Source organism: Acinetobacter lactucae (assembly GCF_013344765.1).
Classification (GTDB): Bacteria; Pseudomonadota; Gammaproteobacteria; order Pseudomonadales; family Moraxellaceae; genus Acinetobacter; species Acinetobacter lactucae_A.
In genome coordinates this window covers 1-21,211 of record NZ_JABVBF010000044.1, presented here as the reverse complement: position 1 = coordinate 21,211, position 21,211 = coordinate 1, and the positions used below count along the sequence as shown (strand labels likewise).

At 41.6% G+C, this 21,211-nt stretch carries 21 protein-coding genes; 18 read left to right on the top strand and 3 right to left on the bottom strand.

The window, feature by feature from the left end:
• Positions 1-145: 145 nt before the first annotated feature.
• The 14 genes from HUN22_RS06795 (at position 146) to HUN22_RS06730 (ending at position 13,603) form a co-directional block, all read left to right on the top strand.
• Positions 146-451: a non-heme iron oxygenase ferredoxin subunit gene (locus tag HUN22_RS06795; protein WP_002117586.1), complete on the top strand. Its 306-nt coding sequence runs from the start codon at positions 146-148 to the stop codon at positions 449-451.
• Positions 452-478: 27 nt separating this feature from the next.
• Positions 479-778 (top strand): recombinase-like helix-turn-helix domain-containing protein, encoded by a 300-nt coding sequence (locus HUN22_RS06790; RefSeq protein ID WP_016141937.1) that lies wholly within the window; start codon positions 479-481, stop codon positions 776-778.
• 16 nt (positions 779-794) lie between these two features.
• Positions 795-1,862 (top strand): aromatic ring-hydroxylating oxygenase subunit alpha, encoded by a 1,068-nt coding sequence (locus HUN22_RS06785; RefSeq protein ID WP_174727379.1) that lies wholly within the window; start codon positions 795-797, stop codon positions 1,860-1,862.
• Positions 1,855-2,619, top strand: coding sequence for an SDR family oxidoreductase (locus tag HUN22_RS06780; RefSeq protein WP_174727376.1), 765 nt, complete (start codon positions 1,855-1,857; stop codon positions 2,617-2,619). The genes HUN22_RS06785 and HUN22_RS06780 overlap by 8 nt, the downstream gene beginning before the upstream one ends.
• Positions 2,620-2,630: 11 nt before the next feature.
• A complete protein-coding gene (locus tag HUN22_RS06775) occupies positions 2,631-3,560 on the top strand; it encodes a VOC family protein (RefSeq protein WP_174727373.1) in 930 nt (309 codons plus the stop codon).
• Positions 3,561-3,588: 28 nt separating this feature from the next.
• On the top strand, positions 3,589-4,800 hold the full coding sequence (locus tag HUN22_RS06770; RefSeq protein WP_174727370.1) for an NAD(P)/FAD-dependent oxidoreductase: 1,212 nt from the start codon (positions 3,589-3,591) through the stop codon (positions 4,798-4,800).
• 42 nt (positions 4,801-4,842) lie between these two features.
• Positions 4,843-6,066: an MFS transporter gene (locus HUN22_RS06765; protein ID WP_174727367.1), complete on the top strand. Its 1,224-nt coding sequence runs from the start codon at positions 4,843-4,845 to the stop codon at positions 6,064-6,066.
• Positions 6,067-6,089: 23 nt separating this feature from the next.
• Entirely contained in the window at positions 6,090-6,614 is a 525-nt protein-coding gene (locus HUN22_RS06760; RefSeq protein ID WP_174727364.1) for a cupin domain-containing protein, read from the top strand.
• Between the two features lie 36 nt (positions 6,615-6,650).
• On the top strand, positions 6,651-7,475 hold the full coding sequence (locus tag HUN22_RS06755) for an alpha/beta fold hydrolase (protein WP_174727362.1): 825 nt from the start codon (positions 6,651-6,653) through the stop codon (positions 7,473-7,475).
• A gap of 15 nt (positions 7,476-7,490) precedes the next feature.
• Complete coding sequence (locus tag HUN22_RS06750) at positions 7,491-8,285, top strand: SDR family oxidoreductase (RefSeq protein WP_174727358.1); 795 nt, start codon at positions 7,491-7,493, stop codon at positions 8,283-8,285.
• Between the two features lie 15 nt (positions 8,286-8,300).
• Positions 8,301-9,092: an aspartate dehydrogenase gene (locus tag HUN22_RS06745; RefSeq protein ID WP_174727355.1), complete on the top strand. Its 792-nt coding sequence runs from the start codon at positions 8,301-8,303 to the stop codon at positions 9,090-9,092.
• A 13-nt stretch (positions 9,093-9,105) separates the two neighbouring features.
• Complete coding sequence (locus tag HUN22_RS06740; RefSeq protein WP_174727352.1) at positions 9,106-10,572, top strand: aldehyde dehydrogenase; 1,467 nt, start codon at positions 9,106-9,108, stop codon at positions 10,570-10,572.
• A 38-nt stretch (positions 10,573-10,610) separates the two neighbouring features.
• Positions 10,611-12,251, top strand: coding sequence for a thiamine pyrophosphate-binding protein (locus tag HUN22_RS06735; protein ID WP_174727349.1), 1,641 nt, complete (start codon positions 10,611-10,613; stop codon positions 12,249-12,251).
• A 155-nt stretch (positions 12,252-12,406) separates the two neighbouring features.
• Entirely contained in the window at positions 12,407-13,603 is a 1,197-nt protein-coding gene (locus HUN22_RS06730; RefSeq protein ID WP_217485492.1) for a hypothetical protein, read from the top strand.
• A gap of 61 nt (positions 13,604-13,664) precedes the next feature.
• On the opposite strand, the gene HUN22_RS06725 is transcribed toward HUN22_RS06730, so the two are convergent.
• On the bottom strand, positions 13,665-14,963 hold the full coding sequence (locus HUN22_RS06725; RefSeq protein ID WP_174727346.1) for an MFS transporter: 1,299 nt from the start codon (positions 14,961-14,963) through the stop codon (positions 13,665-13,667).
• A gap of 235 nt (positions 14,964-15,198) precedes the next feature.
• Here HUN22_RS06725 and def point away from each other — a divergent pair, with 235 nt between their 5' ends.
• Both def and HUN22_RS06715 read left to right on the top strand, forming a co-directional pair.
• Positions 15,199-15,681 carry a peptide deformylase gene (gene def / locus HUN22_RS06720; protein ID WP_174727343.1) on the top strand — a complete coding sequence of 161 codons (483 nt, stop codon included), beginning with the start codon at positions 15,199-15,201 and terminating at the stop codon, positions 15,679-15,681.
• Between the two features lie 178 nt (positions 15,682-15,859).
• The gene (locus HUN22_RS06715; RefSeq protein WP_174727340.1) at positions 15,860-17,182 is read left to right on the top strand and encodes a glutaminase; all 1,323 of its coding nucleotides are present in this window, start codon (positions 15,860-15,862) and stop codon (positions 17,180-17,182) included.
• Here HUN22_RS06715 and HUN22_RS06710 read toward each other — a convergent pair.
• Positions 17,149-17,937 carry an AraC family transcriptional regulator gene (locus HUN22_RS06710; RefSeq protein ID WP_174727337.1) on the bottom strand — a complete coding sequence of 263 codons (789 nt, stop codon included), beginning with the start codon at positions 17,935-17,937 and terminating at the stop codon, positions 17,149-17,151. The two genes, HUN22_RS06715 and HUN22_RS06710, sit on opposite strands and share 34 nt — an antisense overlap.
• A 105-nt stretch (positions 17,938-18,042) precedes the next feature.
• Here HUN22_RS06710 and HUN22_RS06705 point away from each other — a divergent pair, with 105 nt between their 5' ends.
• Positions 18,043-19,263, top strand: coding sequence for an MFS transporter (locus HUN22_RS06705; RefSeq protein WP_174727334.1), 1,221 nt, complete (start codon positions 18,043-18,045; stop codon positions 19,261-19,263).
• Between the two features lie 67 nt (positions 19,264-19,330).
• Here the strand turns inward: HUN22_RS06705 and HUN22_RS06700 are convergent, their stop codons facing one another.
• On the bottom strand, positions 19,331-20,476 hold the full coding sequence (locus tag HUN22_RS06700; RefSeq protein WP_174727331.1) for an aldose epimerase family protein: 1,146 nt from the start codon (positions 20,474-20,476) through the stop codon (positions 19,331-19,333).
• A 192-nt stretch (positions 20,477-20,668) separates the two neighbouring features.
• Here HUN22_RS06700 and HUN22_RS06695 point away from each other — a divergent pair, with 192 nt between their 5' ends.
• Complete coding sequence (locus HUN22_RS06695) at positions 20,669-21,115, top strand: hypothetical protein (RefSeq protein WP_174727329.1); 447 nt, start codon at positions 20,669-20,671, stop codon at positions 21,113-21,115.
• Positions 21,116-21,211 lie beyond the last annotated feature (96 nt).

The window sequence follows — 21,211 nt, the reverse complement described above, 5'->3', positions numbered from 1 at the left end:
GTAACAAAATATTTAAAAATTAATAAATCAATGAATTTTATATTTATTTTTACTTTGACAAAAAATGATCAAGGGGATTATGCTTAGCTTGTGTTTTGAAAGTTAAATTATGTTTTGTATATAAAACAAAATGAGGGCGCAAGGTATGAGTTGGATCTCAGTTTGTCAGCAGGGTGACGTTAGCGAAGATGAGCCGAAAGCCATCGAAATTGAAGGGAAAAAAATAGGCGTATTTTTCGTCGATGAAAATTACTTTGCTATCGAAAATGTTTGCCCTCATGCGTATGCCTTATTAACCGAAGGATTTATCGAAGATCAGACTGTTGAATGTCCATTGCACGAAGCAATTTTTGACATTCAGACAGGTGAGCTAAAAAGTGGACCAGGGTGTAGAAACCTATGTACGTACCCAGTTCGTGTTGAAGGACAGGATATTCAAATTCAACTCTAGTCCTCTCATGTACAAGGAAGCAGAACAATGAAGACATTTAATGAAAAGTTGGCAAGCTGGATTCATGCAACGCCAGCAACCGAAGCAGGTATCAACAATATTCAAGTTCCAGGTCAATCTGAATTGTTGGTTTGGCAAACACGTTATAAAGAACCAACGCTCTATGAACAAGATTTTGTAAAGAACTTGATTCAGGCATTTTCTGCGGGCGCAACTGAGTTAGATGACGTTGTTTCTGCACTTAATCAACAGGGTTTCCGCTGTGAATCTGGTGATGAATGGACTTCTGCAAGCTTTACAGAAGAAATGCAACGTTTAGGTTATTGATTCAGGGAAGAATAAAATGAACGCAATCGTATCAGCTTCACAAAGCGCTGAAGAATATTTAGAACTTGGTTTGCGTGACCAATGGCACCCGGTTTTAGCAAGTTGGGAAGTCGCTGCTAATCCAGTCGGAATTACTCGTTTAGGCGAAAATATTGTGGTTTGGCGTGATGCCGAAGGTCAGGTTCATGCGCTTGAAGATCGCTGTCCACACCGCGGTGCTCGTCTTTCACTTGGTTGGAACTTGGGTGACCGAGTTGCTTGCTGGTATCACGGTGTTGAAGTTCGTGCTGACGGTGTAGTTGCTGACGTACCAGCAGTTCATGAATGTCCAATGACTGGTACTAAATGTTTAAAGAGCTATCCGGTCATTGAGCAACATGGCGCAATCTTCATCTGGTTTGGTATTGATGTAAATGAACAGCCAAAACCGCTTGAGTTCCCAGAGCAACTTGCAAGCGAAGAGTGGAGTTCATTCCTTTGCCAAGCAGATTGGAAAGTAAACCATCAATACGCAATTGATAACGTGATGGACCCAATGCACGGGACCTATTTGCATTGTACTTCACACTCGATGGCAGACGGCGAACGTACTGCAGAGATGAAGCATCGTACAACCGATAAGGGCTTTGTTTTCGAAAAAGAAGGTCAAACAGGCGTGAACTTTGACTGGGTTGAGTATGGTTCAACAGGTGCAAGCTGGTTACGTCTTTCAATTCCTTACCGTAAACAATTTGGTCCAGGTGGCGAATTCTGGATTGTGGGTTATGCAACGCCGATTGATGCCAACAATACCCGTGTATTTTTCTGGCGCTGCCGTAAGGTAAGTGGTTGGCAACGTAATGTATGGCGTTTCTTATATCGCAATCATTTAGAACAGTTGCATTGGGATGTATTGGAACAAGACCGAATTATTTTAGAAAACCTTGCACCAAATGCGCGTGAAAAAGAATTCTTATATCAACACGATGTGGGTCTTGCACGTTTACGCCGTTTAATGAAAAAAGAAGCTGAGAAGCAATTAAAGAAAATTGCTGCGCTAAATGCATCAAACCGTATCGAGATGCAGGAAGAAGCTCATGGCTAATGTAGCGTTGTTGCAAGGCAAAAAAGTTTTAGTGACGGGTGCTGCGCGTGGTTTAGGCCGAGATTTTGCTCAAGCCATTGCCGAAGCAGGTGCTGAAGTTGTGATGGCAGATATTTTATCTGACTTGGTGCAACAAGAAGCCCAAGCTTTACAGAAACAAGGGCTAAACGTTCATGCTGTCACCGTTGACCTTGCCAATGCAGACTCTATTGAAAATGCGGTTGTAAAAAGTGTGGAAGTATTACAAGGACTAGACGGACTTGTGAACTGTGCGGCACTGGCGACCAATGTTGGTGGAAAAAATATGATTGATTATGATCCTGAACTTTGGGATCGGGTCATGAATATTAATGTGAAAGGCACATGGCTAATTAGTAAGGCATGCGTTCCCCATCTAAAACAATCGGCTGCTGGCAAGATTATTAATGTTGCTTCCGATACAGCACTTTGGGGCGCACCGAACCTAATGGCTTATGTGGCAAGTAAAGGTGCAATTCTTGCCATGACACGTTCAATGGCAAGAGAGTTGGGACAATCTAATATCTGTGTCAACACCTTGTCACCGGGCCTTACTCTGGTTGAAGCGACTGAGTATGTGCCACAAGAGCGTCATGATTTATATGTGAATGGAAGAGCGATTCAACGTCAGCAACTTCCACAAGATTTAAATGGAACAGCATTGTATCTACTGTCGGATTTGTCCTCTTTTGTGACAGGTCAAAATATTCCGGTCAATGGCGGTTTTGTCTTTAACTAAGGAGTAGTCAAATGATTACAGGGATCGAGATTTTAAAGTTTGGAGTTGAAGATAGAGCCGCTTCAAACAAGTTTTTAGCAGATTTTGGTTTAAGCCAAAGTACTTCAGATATTGAAGGCGCTGATCTTTATCAAACTCAAAACGGTAGCAAAATTTATTTATTTAATTGTGATGATGATCGTTTGCCAGCTGCTATTGAGCAAGGCTCAACTTTACGTGAAGTGACTTGGGGCGTAGATAGTGCTCAAGACCTTGAAGACTTGGCAGCTCGTTTGGCCGATGTAGAAGGTTTTAAACGTTCTGAAAATACAGTTCAGTGTCTTGACCCAAATGGCATGACCATTCGTTTTGAACAAAGTTTTGTTAAAGAAGTACCAGAACTTAAAACGGAAGGTATTAACCAATACGGCAACATTCAACGTGTGAATGCAGCAAGTCCTGTCTATGAAAAAGGCCAACCTGTTGCGATTGGACATGTGGTGTTCTTCACACCGGATTTGGCAACAACTGAAAACTTCTATATTGAAAAAGTAGGCTTTCATTTATCTGATGCCTATAAAAATCGTGGTGCATTCTTACGTTGCCGCGGTAAAGGTTATCACCATGATTTATTCTTGCTCAGTGTTCCAAATAAACCTGCTGGCTTAAATCACGTTGCGTTTGTTGTTCGTGATATCCATGAAGTAATTGGGGGCGGTTTAAATATGAATCGTTCGGAATGGTCAACTTTCATTGGACCGGGACGTCATCCAATTTCTTCTGCTTATTTCTGGTACGTCAACTCACCATTAGGTGGTGCATTTGAATATTACACCAACGATGACTATTTGACAGAAGAGTGGCAGCCACGTGTAGAAGAACATCGTCTAGAGCTTTTCACCGAATGGGCGATTGAAGGTGGTCTTGATGACACAACCCGCCGTCAGGTGAAGCCTGTTTAACAGGGATTGCTTTACAAGGAAGATGGTTATGGAAAAGATCGTAATTGTAGGTGCTGGACAGGCAGCGGGTTGGGCAGTAAGTACTTTACGTCAAAATGGGTATGTGGGCGAAATTCACGTGATTTCAAATGAAGATCAAGTGTTTTATGAGCGTCCACCATTGTCTAAGCAAGTACTTTCAAAAGAAGCAACTTATGAAAGTTTGAATCTGTTCTCTCCTGAACAGGTTCAAGAGTTTAACGTTCAATGGCACAAACCGGAAATTGCAACAAAAGTCGACCGTGAGCAAAAACAGGTTCATTTAGAAAGTGGCCAGATTTTGCCCTATGACAAATTGCTGATTGCAACCGGAAGCCGTGCACGTGTACCGGTCAATACATGGCAGTTTATTCCAAATGTTGTGACCTTACGCAATGTGCATGACTGTGAACGTTTGGCTGAAATTTTAAAGAATGCAAAAAATGTCGCTGTGATTGGCGGTGGCTGGATTGGTTTAGAGATTGCTGCAACTGCACGTAAGCAAGGTAAAGACGTTCATATTTTTGAATATGGCGACCGTTTATGTGCAAGAAGTGTGAGTCCTGAAGTCTCTGCATTTTTAAAAAATATGCATGAAACCCAAGGCACAAAAATTCATTTAGACAGCAAGAGCCTTCATCTGGTTGAAGCACCTCATCAAAAAGTTGAAGTGGTAAATCATCCACAAAATAGTCAATTGTTTGACTGTGTGGTGGTGGGTGCGGGCGCCGAGATTGCCAAAGAGTTAGGTGTACACGCTGGTCTCGATGTGAAAGATGGCATTGTGGTGAATTGTTTTGGGCAAACCTCAGATCAAAACATTTATGCTGCAGGCGATGTCGCGATTCATCCGGGCTTGGGTTATTGCATTCAGTCTTGGGCAAATGCGCAAAATCAGGCGATTGCCGCAGCAAAATCGATGCTCGGAATTGAAACTGAATATACTGATATTCCATGGCTTTGGTCTGATCAATATCACTTCAATATCCAGATTTTAGGGACGTATCAGCCTGAAAAAACCAAAGAAGTGGTGATTCGCCAAGGTGGTGAAGATCAGGTGAGCTATTTATATCTGGACCATGAAAATCGTTTGCTCAACATGATTGCCATTAATGATTCTAAACTGATCAAACTGGCGAAACGTTGGATGCAAGCCAACACCATTTTAGATCCAAAACTGTTAGCAGATGCTGAATTTAATGTCATGAAGTTAAAACCGTAAACATTAAATCTGGTTCTCATTACCAAATCGAAGGAATGACACATGAGTAATGAAGAAAAAAGTGGATTGAAGCATTGGGTACCTGCTTTTGTCCTTATGGTGTGTGTGGTACTGGCATTTTTCGACAAGATTAGTATTGCAGTTTTATTTTCAGATCCTCATTTCCAAAGTGCAATGGGAATTGCTGAAGATAAAGCTAAGCTTGGTTGGCTCATGACAAGTTTCTTACTTGCTTATGGTTTTTCATCGGTCTTTCTAAGCTTTTTGGGTGACATCTTTAACCCAAAGAAAATGCTGTTTTGGAGCGTAACGTCGTGGGGCGTACTCATGTTCTGTATGGGGTTCACCACTAGTTATTCAGGCATGTTGGTTTTACGTGTACTGCTCGGTTTAGCAGAAGGTCCTTTATTTGCCTTGGCATACACCATTGTTAAGCAGACTTACACAGACCGTCAGCAGGCACGCGCTTCTACCATGTTCTTACTTGGAACGCCCATTGGTGCATTCCTTGGTTTCCCGATCACTGCAAATGTTTTAGCTCACCATGACTGGCACACCACTTTTTTTGTGATGGCTGCGCTAACCCTGATTGCGATTTTTAGTATTGTTTTTGGTCTGCGTAACTTGCAGCTCAAGAAAACTGTCGAAATTGAGGGTGAGAGTAAACGTACCAATTTCAAAGGTCACATTGCCAATACCAAGATACTTTTGAGCAATAGAGCATTTTGGTTGGTTTGTCTGTTCAACATTGCATTAATGACGTATTTGTGGGGCTTAAATAGCTGGGTTCCTTCTTACTTAATGCAAGACAAAGGATTCAATCTCAAAGAGTTTGGGATGTATTCAAGTTTTCCATTTATTGCCATGTTAATTGGCGAAATTATCGGTGCGTTTTTATCTGACAAGTTAGGCCGCCGAGCAATTCAAGTATTTAGCGGTTTATTACTCGCGGGCATCTTCATGTATGTGATGGTCATTATGACCGAGCCATTATTGATTATTGCTGCCATGTCTTTAAGCGCTATGGCTTGGGGTTTTGGAGTAGCAGCTGTATTTGCTCTGCTTGCAAGAGTAACAACCTCAAATGTAGGGGCGACTGCGGGTGGAATATTTAACGGTTTAGGTAATTTTGCAAGTGCAATTGCGCCTGTTCTTATCGGTTACATCGTGATGCAAACACATAGTTTTAATTTAGGAATTACCTTCTTGGCTGCTGTCGCTGTCATTGGGTCGTTGTTCTTGGTTCCTCTTTTAAAACGCTATTAATTCACTGTATAGGAGTTTAAAAAATGACTACACAACAACAATTCGAATCGTGGGCACAACCAGAAGGTGCTTCTTTAGAAGAGTGGTTAAACACGCGTATTGCTCGCTTTGAGACACGTAAATATGACTTTGATGCTTTGAAGTTCCAAGCAGATTACGACCCGAAATATCGCCGTGCACAAATGCGTTACATGGGTACGGGGGCAACAGGTGTTGTAAATGACAGTAACACCGTGCCAGCAGAAAACTTCACATTTTCCACAATGGTTTTACCTGCGCAGTGTGAAGGTCCTTTGCACATTCACCACGATGTTGAAGAAGTTTTCTTTATGCTCCGCGGCGAAATTGATTTGTTCATTGAGCACAACGGCGAAAAATTTGAGACCCGTTTAAAAGAGCGGGACCTGATTTCAATTCCACCGGGAATTTACCGTGGTTTATTTAACCCAGGTCAAGAAGATGCCTTGATGTGTGTGATGTTGGGAACAGGTAAACCAACCATTCCGAACTATCCACCAGAGCATCCATTGTCTCAAATCAAACGTTAATTGTTTGATGAAGTGAATGAAAGGAAAAAATTGAAAATGATGACACTCATTGAAAAGTTAGCAGAATTTCCGGTGAAAACCGTGACTGTTCAAGGTCAGCAACAAGCTTATCGGGAAGCCGGTCAGGGCGAGTACCTTGTGCTGTTGCATGGCATTAGTTCAGGTTCTGCTTCATGGGTGAACCAACTTGAAGTGTTGTCTCATCATTTTCATGTCATTGCCTGGGACGCACCGGGCTATGGCAAATCAGATGAACTTTTAACTGATCAACCCAATGCGACCGACTACGCAAAGCGCTTGGCTGCGTTGTTCGATGTTTTAAAAATTGAAAAAGCCATTGTGGTTGGACACTCATTAGGTGCCTTACAGGCGAGTGCATTTGCTGCACTTTACCCAGAGCGAGTGGAACATTTAGTTATCGCTAACTTAGCTCAAGGCTACCAACGCCACGATGAGCAAACACAAATTCAGGTTTTTGAAAAAAGACCAAAAATGTTGAAAGAACTTGGTGCTAAAGGAATGGCCGAAAGCCGTGGACCTCATTTGATTTATAAACAAGAGCCACAAGCCTTAGCTTTAGTTTCAGAGGTGATGCAACAGTTGACTCTACAGGGTTTCACACATGCATCGTACTTACTTGCATATGACGAAATACGTAATTATTTAATCGATTTAAAAGTCCCATGCACAGTGATTGCAGGGCAGCAAGATCAAATCACTCCTGCGTTAGGTATACAAGAGCTTGCTCAGGAATTGCAGTTGGAACAGCGCTTCGTCATAGAAGATGCAGGACATTTAAGTTATGTCGACCAACCGCAAGCATTTAACCAAATTATGTTGACGATTCAGGAACAATCGTAAGAGAGATTAAGGATTATGAGCTTCCAAGTTGAAGGAAAAGTTGCAGTTGTTACCGGTGGCTCATCTGGGATTGGGCTGGCTGCTGTTGAAATACTGGTTGCAGAGGGTGCAAAAGTAGCGTGGTGTGGTCGCGATGAAGAACGTTTAAATGCTTCTAAGCACTATATTTTAGAAAAATTTCCGCATGCCAACATTTTTACCAAAGCATGCAATGTATTGAAAAAAGAAGAAGTTCAGCAATTTGCTAAAGACGTCAAACTCAATTTGGGCAATGTGGACATGCTCATTAACAATGCTGGGCAAGGTCGTGTTTCAAATTTTGAAAATACGCAAGATGAAGACTGGATGAAAGAAATTGAACTGAAATATTTCAGTGTTTTACATCCGGTACGGGCTTTTCTTGATGACTTAAAACAGTCGGCAAATGCCTCAATTACCAATGTGAACTCATTACTGGCATTGCAACCAGAACCGCACATGATTGCGACTTCATCTGCACGTGCTGCGTTATTGAATTTAACCCATTCGTTGGCGCATGAGTTTACTCAATATGGTGTTCGTGTGAACTCGATTTTACTGGGTATGGTCGAATCTGCGCAGTGGAAACGCCGCTATGAAACCCGTTCAGATTTAAATCTGTCATGGGAAGAGTGGACAGGCAATATCGCAAAAAACCGCGGTATTCCAATGCAGCGTTTGGGCCGTCCTGAAGAACCAGCCCGTGCTTTAGTTTTCTTGGCATCTCCATTGGCATCGTACACCACAGGTGCGGCACTCGATGTCTCAGGTGGTTTTAATAAACATTTATAAATATCAGGTGCTGTCATGAAAAAGTTGATGATGATTGGTTTTGGCGCAATGGCAGCAGAAGTGCATGCACATTTGCCTCAAGATTTACAACTGAAATGGATTGTCGTGCCGTCTCGTAGCGTTGAAAAAGTGCAGTCACAAGTGTCTTCAGAGATTCAGGTGATTTCAGATATTGAGCAATGTGATGGTGCGCCAGACTATGTCATTGAGGTGGCAGGTCAAGCAGCTGTGAAAGAACATGCTCAAAAGGTTTTAGCGAAAGGTTGGACCATAGGCCTGATTTCGGTTGGAACTTTGGCTGATAACGAGTTTCTGATTCAGCTTAAACAAACTGCCGAAGAAAATGATGCACATCTGCATTTACTCGCAGGTGCGATTGCTGGCATTGACGGTATTTCAGCAGCCAAAGAAGGTGGCTTGCAAAAAGTCACTTATAAAGGCTGTAAAAGCCCAAAAAGCTGGAAGGGTAGTTATGCAGAACAATTGGTCGATTTAGATCATGTGACTGAAGCTACGGTCTTTTTTACCGGAACTGCTCGTGAAGCTGCGATGAAGTTTCCAGCAAATGCCAACGTCGCTGCAACGATTGCACTTGCTGGGCTTGGAATGGATGAAACCATGGTCGAGTTAACCGTTGATCCAACAATCAACAAAAACAAACACACCATTGTGGCAGAAGGTGGCTTTGGGCAAATGACCATTGAACTGGTTGGCGTGCCGTTAGCAAGTAACCCGAAAACATCGACTTTGGCTGCGCTTAGCGTGATTCGTGCTTGTCGCAACAGTGTAGAAGCAATACAGATTTAAGAAGGATTTGATCATGGCAAAGGAAATTTATATTGCAGGTGAATGGCGTTTGGGCCGCGGTGCGGTCATCCAAAGCCTGTTTCCGGCAGATCAGTCTGTCAATGCAGAAATTTCGACTGCAACGCTTGAAGATGTGAATGAAGCGATTGAAAAAGCGGATCAGGCTTGGCGTCAACCGAGCTGGAGGAACAGCTTGCCGCATGAGCGTGCACGTATTCTCTACAAGGTCGCAGACATTATTGAAGCGCGTGTCGATGAGTTAGCAAAATTACAAACACGCGATAATGGTAAGCCTTTAACCGAAACTCGTGGTTTGGTCATGAGCGCTGCGGCGACTGCACGTTATGTTGCAGCGGCATGTGAAACACTGAATGACGAGCTCACCACTCAACGTGCTCCAGACTTCATGACCATGAGTGTGCATGAACCTGTAGGCGTGGTAGCAGCCATTACCCCTTGGAACTCTCCAATTGCGAGTGAGGTTCAAAAGCTTGCCCCAGCTTTGGCAGCCGGAAATTCAGTGGTGTTAAAACCAGCAGAAGCAACTTCACTGATTGCTTTAGAACTTGCCAAAATTTTTGAAGAAGCAGGTTTACCGAAAGGCTTACTCAGTGTGTTAGTTGGTCGTGGTTCGGTGATTGGTGATGCAATTGCTCAACATCCGTTGGTTCGTAAAATTTCTTTTACAGGTGGAACAACCACAGGTCGTCATTTGGCACATATTGCCGCAGATAAACTCATTACCACTTCGCTTGAGTTAGGTGGTAAATCACCAACCATCGTTTTGCCGGATGCAGATGTCGAACTGGCTGCCAAAGGTGTCGCGTACGGTATTTTTAGTTCGGCAGGCCAAGCGTGTATCGCAGGCTCTCGCTTGTTTATTCATAGCAGTCTTTACGATCAGTTTTTAACACGTTTGGTTGAAATTACCAAAGGCTTACGTGTGGGCCATCCAGAACAGGCTGGTGTGCATTTAGGGCCACTAGTGAATGACAAACATTTGCAGTCAGTTGACCGTTATGTGCAGCTTGCCAAAAGCGAAGGTGGTCAGGTTCTGATTGGTGGTGAAGCGCTTACCACTGCTGACTATGCCAAAGGAAGCTATTATTTACCGACCATTATTACGGGCTTAAGTAATAGTGCTCAAACCTGTCAGGAAGAAATTTTTGGCCCTGTTTTAGTCGTTATGAAATATGACAACGAGCAAGATTTAATTGCTCAAGCCAATGACAGTTGTTTTGGTCTTGCCGCAGGCATCTGGACTGAAAGCTATCGCAAAGCTTGGCGCATTGCCCGTGCGTTAGAAGTGGGAACGGTGTGGATTAACACCTACAAAAAGTTCTCGATTAGTGCGCCGTTTGGTGGCTTTAAAGACAGTGGAATTGGGCGCGAAAAAGGCCGTTTGGGCATTTTATCGTACATGCAACAAAAGAGTATTTATATGGGGCTGAATGAACAGCCTAACCCTTGGTGCGATTAATAAATTCAAGGACTGAAAACAAATTTTGAGGAACAGACATGACTGAACGTGTAAATGTAGGCGAAGCAATCGCAAGAGTTTTAGAAGCGCACCAAGTTGATAGTATTTATGGTGTTATTTCCATCCACAATTTACCTATTGCCGATGCAGTAGGGCGCCGTGAAAAAATGCGCTTTGTCGCAGCTCGTGGTGAAGCGGGTGCGGTTACTATGGCAGATGCACACTCACGCTTTAAAGGTCTAGGTGTAGCGTTAACCAGTACGGGTGCAGGGGCAGGTAATGCGGTGGGTTCACTCATTGAAGCAATGAATGCAGGTAGCCCTGTATTGCATTTAACTGGTCAGGTTGAGCGTGAATATCTTGACCGTGATGCAAGCTTCATTCATGAAACCAAAGACCAACTTACATTCTTGCGTGCATCGAGCAAAGCGGCATTTCGCATTACCAGTCCAGACAATGCTGTTGGTGTGATTCGTGAAGCCATCCGTGTTGCAACGACTGTTCCAATGGGACCTGTCAGTGTCGAGCTACCAATTGATGTACAAGCAGCAGAAATTGATTTGCCATTTAACTTAGGGCCAGTGAAAGCACTTGAGTTGCCACAGGCAGAGCAAGCTGAAATTGATCTTCTTGTGAGTGAAATCAAAAAAGCAAAACGCCCGATTTTCTGGGTTGGCGGTGGAACTTTAAATAGCGTTGCCGAAGTCAAAGCAATTGCAGATTTAGGTATTCCAGTTGTTTCATCTACACACGGCCGCGGTGTGTTGGCAGATGACCATCCACGTAGTTTAGGTGCATTCCATAACTCGGCAGGTGTTGAGCAACTATTAAAAGATGCTGACTTAATGGTTGTGGTGGGTTCTCGTTTACGCAGTAATGAAACCAAAACTTATTCGGTTGAGTTCCCTGAAAATATTATTCAGGTTGATGCAAACCCAGTGGCTCAGCAACGTAATTACAAAATCCGCAACTTCATTTGTGGTGATGCCAAAGATGTCTTAACACGTGTGTTAGAGCAGCTTCAAGGAACTTCAAAAGTTGATGTTGACTACGATGCTGCTGTAGTGGAGGCTAAACAGGCTGCAATTGATGCACTGCGTAAACAAATCGATCAGTACGCATTAATTTGTGATCACTTGCGTGCAGCTTTACCGCAAGACGGTATTTTTGTACGTGACATTACTATGTCGGGTAGCACATGGGGCAGCCGTTTATTCCCTGTACAAGCGCCAAACCAAAACATTCATTCACTTGCGGGTGCAATTGGTTTAGGTCTTGCAACAGCAATTGGTGCCTCGGTTGCTAACCCTGACAAAAAAGTAATTGGTTTAGTCGGCGATGGCGGCTTAATGCTTGGCATTGGCGAGATTGCAACCATGGTGCAAGAAAACACCAACATGGTCCTCATGATTATGAATGATGGTGGTTATGGCGTAATGCGTGGCATTCAAAATAACTACTTTGGTGGTCGTCAATATTTCAATGAATTGCATACACCGGACTATAAACTTCTTGGCGAATCAATGGGTGTGAAGAGCTGGAAAGTTGGTAGTGCAGATGAGTTTAAAACGGTTATTCAAGAGGCTGTCGCTTTTGAAGGACCAACTGTGATTGAGCTCGATATGAACTCGATTGGGCCATTAAACTTTGCGGGTCCACCGCAAAAGAAACTGTATTAACCAGTTTGGATGGTTTAGTACATATGCGATGGGAGCTGCTAAGCCATCCTTTTTTTAGATAAAATTTTTTGTCTAAAAAACAATAAAAACTAAGTTTTACAGGTAAAACAAATAAAGTTCCAGCAGGACGCTGGAACTCAATCAAGGATGTAGAGATGAAAAAGACTTCATTGATCATGGCATTCATTGCACCGCTTACGCTGGGGGTAAGCGTCAATGCATTTGCAAAAGATTCATTGCTTGAATGGAAAAGTGATGATGGTACCGACTCATTAAAGTTAGGTGGGGTGGTTCGGTTAAATCAACGCTATGAAGATTGGGAAGGGCCAAACCGTGGTTTTGGTAAGCTCCATTTTGATATTTTCAGGGTTGATCTCAAAGGTAAATTTGATGATGCCTATATCAATGCCAGCTATATGGTTCAAGACCAACAGAAAACGTCCATTGAAAAAGCATATGTCGGCTATAACTTAGATGCCAATAACAGCATTGAAGCTGGTCTGGTTTATAAACCTTTTACGATTTATCCCTATCCGCAAAATGGCTGGACTTACCACATTCCATTCTTTTTAGGTTATGGCAACAACATTGCGCCAGGGATCAACTGGAATTATCACAACAAAGATTGGGATGTAAAACTCGGTTATTACCCGCAAATGTTAGAGACGAACTTGCGTTATTCACCTGAGAGTGCAACTTATGATGACTTGGCAGGAAATGCATTTCCATCTCAAAAAGCCTATCAAAATGAAAAGCGCAATCAGGTGAATACTCGCATTGTGCGCAAGTTAGAGACCGATTTTGGTAAACAAGAGTTTGGTGTTTCGGGGGCAATTGCTCAGTTACATAATAAAATGACCGATAAAGACGGCAAATATTATGCAGTCGGTTTGCATACCGAAAACAACTACAAACGCTTTAACTTACAAAGTTCGGTCATTCACTATCAGTATGATGCTAAAAATCCTGATGGTGTAAATAGTGATATGACTTTGATGGGAGCAAATGGTCTTACACCTGCTTATTTCATTGCTTCGGAAGGAACCATTGCCAGTTTAAACCTTGCTTATACGTTGCCTGTGACCAATATGGGTAAGCTAAAAGCCATTAAGTTTTATAATGACTATAGTTATCTCGATAAAAAACGTGATGATTGGTCAGATTCGCAAATGAACACCACAGGGATGATGTTTATTGCTTCACCATTTATGGTTTGGGCGGATTATACGTGGGGTAAAAACTCAAATATTATTGGTGGTTCGACCAACTCAACGGGTTACACCTCTGCAACCTCGCCAAACAGCGATAAATGGCTATACCGTATTAACTTTAATATCGGTTTTACTTTCTAAAATAAGAAGCATTAAAAAACCACGCCGATTGCGTGGTTTTTTATTTAATAAGTGAAAATTTTTAATACCTGTTTTTTTCAAACTTATTCCAAAATATAAAAGCAGTCACAAAGGCTAAAATAGTCAGCACAAAAATATAATACATCGCACCAATATCACTGTATTGACTGAGCCAATGCACTAAAGGCAGTGTCATACCGCCAACAATCGCATAAGACAAATTATACGAAAATGAAATACCCGAGAAGCGAACGGGTGCGGGGAACATTTTAACCATGCTGCTCGACACCATGCCAACAGTGCCTGAGCAAAGACCTAGCAACATATATAAGCCAAAAATGGTTGAATGTGCCGCGTGCCCCAAACTGTTATAAAAAACTGCTGCTGTGAGTGCCACTGCAAGCGCACCGACCATCATGACTTTGCCACAGCCAAAACGGTCAGCAAAATAGCCAGCCAAAATACAACCGACCATTTGCATAACAATTGCTGCACTTTGCATTTCAAAAGTCTGTGCGCGTTCAAAGCCAAATGAACCAATCAATAAATTTGGCATGGCTAAAATCAGCACCACCACACAGCCTGTTAAAAACCACGTAAATAACATGCCAATCGCAACGGCTGTTTTATGCGTTTTTAACACTTGCTTTACTGGCATTTCTTTTGAAATTTCTTTACGTGCTTGCATGGCCTTAAACACAGGTGTTTCTTTTAAATAAGTTCGTAAATAAAGTGCGACTAGACCAAAAATACCACCTGCAATGAAAGGAATACGCCATGCCCAGTCATGAATTTGTCCTTCACTAAAATTCAGTGAAATCCATAAAGACATGAGCGCACCTAGTAAAATTCCTAAAGACAGCCCAGCGGTGAGTAAACCATTTGCCAGACCAATTTTTCTTTCAGGCACGTGTTCAGATACAAAGGTCCACGCAGCTGGAATTTCTCCCCCAATCGCGATTCCTTGCACCACACGCATGAGCAATAAAAGTAGCGGTGCCAAATACCCAATATTTTCAAAGGTAGGCAAAATCCCGATAAATAGGGTAGGCAGTGCCATCAGCAAAATAGAGAGTGAAAATAGTTTTTTACGGCCAATCAGATCACCAAAATGGGCCATGACAACCCCGCCCAAAGGCCTAAAAAAGTAACCTGCTGCAAAAATACCGTAAGTATTAAGCATGGCCCAAAACGGACTAAGCGTGCTGGGGAAAAAGAGGTCGGAAATGATTTTGGCGTAAAACACATAAATCACAAAATCGTAAAATTCTAAAGCTCCACCCAATGAAGAAAGGGCAAGGGTTCGTTTATCTTCTTTATTAAGATAGTTCGCATCCTGCAAAGTTAAGTCCTGATCCATTTTTTACTTAATTGTTGTAATTGAAGTTTGGATATTAATGGAAAAGTGAAGTAAAAGTAAATGGAGGAAATTTGTTCTATATGGCAACGTCGATTGGACTTGCTCAGATCAAAAAAGCTTTAAAACAAAAAACGCTTTAGATGAAACAAAAACAGATGTAGGAATGGCTTTTCTTTTGTTTCGTTCAGCGACACAATAAAACTTGTTATAGCCAGTTTAATGAGAGAGTCAAAGGATGAGTGTAGTTTTACCTGTCGCGAAGCGTGGTGAAGATATTTTGAAACTGACTGCGGCCCCTGTGTCGGCAAATGAGTTAAACAGTAATTGGCTTTATCAGCTTGCTGACGCTATGCATGCGACAATGCTTGAGCGTAATGGGGTAGGAATTGCTGCGCCGCAAGTGTATATCTCTAAACGCGTCATTATTGTGGCGTCTCGTCCAAACCCACGTTATCCCGATGCACCTGAAATGGAAGCAGTGGTCATGGTGAATCCTGAGATTTTAGAGTTCTCAGACGAAGTTTGTTTAGGTGAAGAAGGTTGCTTAAGTGTGCCAGACGAGAGGGGGCAAGTTGAACGCGCAGAAATGGTTAAGGTTAAATATTTAACACTTCAGGGTGAAGCAGTTGAAATAATTTTCCATGGTTTTCCTGCTCGTATTGTTCAACATGAAGTCGATCATTTAAATGGGATCTTATTTGTAGAAAGAATAATCTAATCTTTAGTTTAAAGTTTTGAAAAACCTATAATGAGCTTGAAAAGGATAACTCATCGGAATTAGAATACTTATATCGTGATATTTAAATCATTACAAAAGATATAATTTTAATATTATCAGCAGGTTGTGCTGAAATTTTGCGCGATGTTGTAAATCTCCTCATTTAAGGTTACTGACCATGAAAACCCCTCTCCCAGAATATTTGGCAAATGTTATAGAAGCCTGTGACATCGATAACAGCGGTCATCTCGCCGATTATATTCCTGAGTTGGCAAATGCAAACCCAAATCGATTAGCTTTAGCAATGTCTACGGTAGATGGTGAAATTTATTCGGTTGGCGATGATGATGTTGAATTCACCATACAATCAATTTCTAAACCTTTTGTATATGCCTATGTTTTACAACAGCTTGGCATTGATGCAGTACTTGCGAAAGTAGGGGTAGAGCCTTCTGGTGAAGCCTTTAATGAAATTTCATTGGGTAAAGATGGTCGTCCGAAAAACCCGATGATTAACTCTGGCGCAATTACTGTACATTCCTTGATTCAGGTCAAGCATGGTTTACATAGCGCAGAAATTCTACGCCGTTTTATGAGCGAGCTTGCTGGTCGTGAATTAAGTTTTGATGAGTCTGTTTATGATTCGGAAGTCAAAACAGCCTACCGTAATCTTTCGATCGGTTATATGTTGCGCACGGTGGGGATTTTGGAAACTGACCCTGTCGATATTGTGAATGGTTACATTCGTCAATGTGCGATCATGGTTACAGTTAAAGATTTAGTACGTATGGGCAGTGTACTTGCCAATGGCGGGGTCGATCCTAGAACTGGAAAACGCCTATTGAATCGATCTGTAGTTAGACAAGTCCTCAGTGTCATGATGAGCTGTGGTATGTATGATGCCGCGGGTGACTGGCTTTCAACTGTAGGTATTCCTGCTAAAAGCGGTGTAGCAGGCGGTATTTTGGGTGTGCTACCGGGGCAGGTCAGTATCGCTGCTTTTTCACCTCGACTAGATGAGCATGGTCATAGTGTTCGAGGAATCGATATTTTAGAACGATTATCTCGTGACATGGGGTTACATCTCATGGAAGGTACACCTTCTGCACAAACCATTGTCCAAAGCCATTATCGAACAGGAAAAGATGCATCCTTAAGTGTGTATGTGCTTCGTGGTGTATTGAAATTTACCGAAGCTGAAATGTTGTTGCGTATTTTACAAGACGAGACAACTGACCAAAGCACAATTGTGATTGATTTAACCCAGATTTCACTTATCCATGATGTGGGTAAACGTATGTTCTTAGAAGGGGTAGATCGTCTGATTGATGATGGTCATACCCTTGTTTTGGTTGATCCTGAACAGCGCCTAGATCATGCGAGAACCGCCAAAGATCGAGAACTTCATGTCTATCATGATTTCGATGATTTATTAGAAAAGCATGAGATCCGCTCTAAAAAAAAGACTTATAGCGACATCGCGGCACTTCTAAACTGCTGAGGTGTTTTTCCTAGATGTCGCTTAAACATCGCACTGAATGCACTGGGGTTGGTATACCCCAGTGACTCGGAAATTTGAGCAATAGATTCACCATTCGCAATTTTACTCAAGGCGAGTGCAATATGCATTTGCTGTACCCATGCCCGATAAGATAGCCCAGTTTCTTTTTGGAACATACGCATTAAAGTTCTAGAGCTCGCGCCAATATCATCAGCCCAATCTGTTAAATCTTTTGAATGGTCAGGCGTATGTAATAACTCTTGGCAAATTTTTAATAATCGTTTGTCTTTCGGCCACGGAATCTGAATAGGCAATAAATTAGCTCGATGAATTTCTTCAAAAATCAAAATTTGTAAAGAACGTGAAAGCTCTTGGGAAGTCGCAGTATTCGGAGCTTCTTCTCGTTCAATTTCATTTAAACGAATCAAAAGTTCATGCAACAGATTACTGACTCGAATAATAAAACAATGTTGTCCCATTAGAGCGGCTGCATTTAATTCAACCAATGCTGTATTTAACTTCACGTGACTCAGTGAAATCACGCTGTGCTCAACATGTGCTGGAATCCATAACGCACACATGGGCGGCACAATCCAGACATTGTTCGGTGTAAACACCTGAATGTTTCCTGTAGACGCATATAAAAACTGAGCGCGGGTATGCGTATGAGTCGGTGTGATTTCTCGGTAGGCATGCTCGGAAGATAGCCCAATCACAAGTTCAGACAAATCAGACTGAATAAGAGAATCGGACATAATCTATCCTAAAAATTGTCACTTATACGATGATTATTGGAAGATAACTTTATAAGCGACAATTTACAATAAGCACCTTACTTAAAATATTGGAGTTTTTCAGGTATGACGTCTTCAATACAATTGAAAGATGGTATTGCCAATACCGTTGCAAATGATCAGCCTCAAGGAATGATTATTAAAATTGTAGGCGCCGTGGCGGTTGCACATTTACTGAATGATTTAATTCAGGCAGTCTTGCCAGCCATCTATCCAATGCTCAAAGCAAACTTTTCGCTGAGTTTTGCTCAAGTTGGCCTGATTTCATTTGTATACCAAATTACAGGTTCACTGCTACAGCCTTGGATTGGACTTTATACTGATAAACATCCAAAACCTTATCTTCTACCACTGGGAATGGTGGTCACATTCTGCGGTATTATCTTGTTGGCATTTTCACCAAGCTTTACTGTGTTGTTATGTGCATCTGCGCTGATTGGGGTAGGTTCTGCAACTTTTCACCCTGAAGCTTCACGTGTGGCACGCATGGCATCGGGTGGTCGTTTTGGTACGGCTCAATCAACTTTTCAGGTGGGCGGAAATACAGGCACTGCTATTGGCCCATTGTTAGCAGCTTTACTTATCGTACCGTTTGGACAGCATGCAGTTGCAGGTTTAGTTATATTTGCACTTTTAGCGATTTGGGTTTTATTTGGTGTAAGCCGTTGGACGATTGGTCATGCAAAAAATCAGGTAGCTACACGTGTAAATCAAGCACAGAGTAAATTACATGGTCGTAAGCTCACTATTGCTTTGAGCACAATTAGTGTGTTGATGTTTGCTAAATTTACCTACATTGCCAGCATTAGTAACTACTTTACTTTTTATCTTATTCAAAAGTTCCATATCAGCATCCAGACCGCTCAATTGCATTTGTTTGCCTTCTTGGCAGCCGTCGCTTTAGGTACATTTGCAGGTGGCCCAATTGGTGACAAAATTGGCCGTAAAGCTGTTATTTGGGTTTCATTTGTTGGTATGGCGCCGTTTGCATTAATGATGCCGTATGCAAACTTATTTTGGACAACAGTTTTCTCAATTATTGCAGGTTTGGTTTTGTCATCAGCTTTTGCAGCAATGGTGGTCTACGCACAAGAAGCTGTTCCAGGCCGTGTGGGTATGATTGCCGGTTTAATGTTCGGTTTGATGTTTGGGGTAAGTGGTATTGCCGCAGCAGGCTTAGGACATTTAGCGGATATTAAGGGCATTGAATGGGTATTTGGTTTATGTTCATTGTTGCCATTACTTGGCTTTGCAACAGCACTTCTACCAAACACAAAAGTTAAATAAATGAAAAGACTCTCAGTCATATTCAGCTGAGAGTCTTTTTAATATGAACATAGCCTCATTAAATAGACTATTTTTGAATACCAAACTTAAATACGGTCACACTGTTATAAGTTTGATTTGGGTTTAAACGTGTAGAAGGGAAAGTTGGTTGATTCGGGCTATCTGGAAAGTGCTGCGTTTCTAACGCTAGCGCGTCTGCTTGTCGATAGAGCACGCCATTTGCGCCAACAATATTTCCTAATAAATGATTCGCCGTATACATTTGAACGCTTGGTTCTGTGGTTAAAACCTGCATGGTCCGTTTAGATTTCGGATCAAAAACATGAGCTGCAAGATTTAATTTTCCTTGAGACTTTTGATTAATTACCCAAGTTTGGTCATAGCCATATCCATAGGCCAACTGCTGATTATTCGCTCGAATATCTTTCACAATCGCCTTAGGCGTCCGAAAATCAAAAGGCGTACCTGCAACTGAAGCAATTTCACCTGTTGGTAAGGAGTTTTGATCGGTTACCAATATATGGTCTGCATTGAGTTGTACCACATGATCTAGTACGCCATAAGGATTGTTCCCAGCGCCTGACAAATTGAAATAACTGTGGTTGGTGAGATTGACGACTGTAGGCTGATCAGTTTTGGCCTTATATTCAATTTGGAATTCATTTCGATCTGAAAGACTGTAGATCACTTCTACATCTAATTTTCCGGGAAAACCTTGATCTCCATTTGGACTGGTTAACTTAAGAGACGCTTTAACGGTTTCACCTTTGGAAACGAGGGGCTCCACTTGCCAAACACGTTTATCAAAACCAGGATTCCCGCTATGTAATGAATTCGGCCCATTATTCTTTTCAAGATTATACGTTTTTCCATCTAAGCTAAATTTAGCATTACCAATACGGTTAGCATAACGGCCAATCAATCCGCCAAAATGAATACCTGCATTGGTGTCAGTAACTTCATAACCTTTTAGATCATCAAAGCCCAAAACGATATTGTTTTTTTTACCTTGTGCATCGGGAGTCAAAATCTGTGTAATTACACCACCGAAGCTAATAAAAGAAACTGAGACTCCTTTGTTATTGCTCATGGTGTATAGATCAACTTTTTGACCGTCTTGAGTTGTACCATATGGTTTTACATTTAACGTTGCTGCATTGGCAAGTTGTGCAAAGCTATAAATCGTAACACCTAAAATTACTAATTTTTTCATGCTTATACTCTGTATTGTAATAGTCGAACTGGATGAATATAAGATTGATTTTTCATCTTTTTAAAGAGGTTTTTATTATAGATAGTGTTAATAATAATCGAGCTATTAATGTTAAATATTGAAAAAACTGGTTCAATTTACGCTTATAAAGAAATTAAACTTATGAGCAAAATTCGACGGTAAGCTATTTTTATGAATCATCCCGACTCGGTTTTAAAATTTTCGCTTGGTCTTAATGGCTTGTCATTTGATATAAACAACAAACACATTCAAATTGAGCAGGGCTTAGGTTTTGTTGGTTCAAAAAGTATCAGCCATGGCGTTATTGATGAACTTGCTATCGAAAAGATGATTTATTTTATTGAAGAAATCATCGAGTCAAAGCCCTTCAGAAATTTAAATATAAGTGGTGTAGCGGTTACGTCTGACGCAGCCATGACACAACTCAGTGAGTTATTTTTTAGTGCTAAAAAGCAAATCAGCCGTATTGAGCTTGAGCATGGATTCAATGATTTTATTGAGCGTTTGAGTTACTACACGAATCAAGTAGCCTCAAATCAGCTTTATATTTTTACCTATTTTGTATTTGTTCGAGAAATGATGCATCACTTAAGAGTTGAGGAAATTCAAATCATTTAAGAAATGACTTTCGTAATTTCTTAATTACACAGTTAAAGAGAAGGCTGGCTAAGTCACATTTAAAGGAATGTCTACATGAATTAGAGAGTCTTGGAA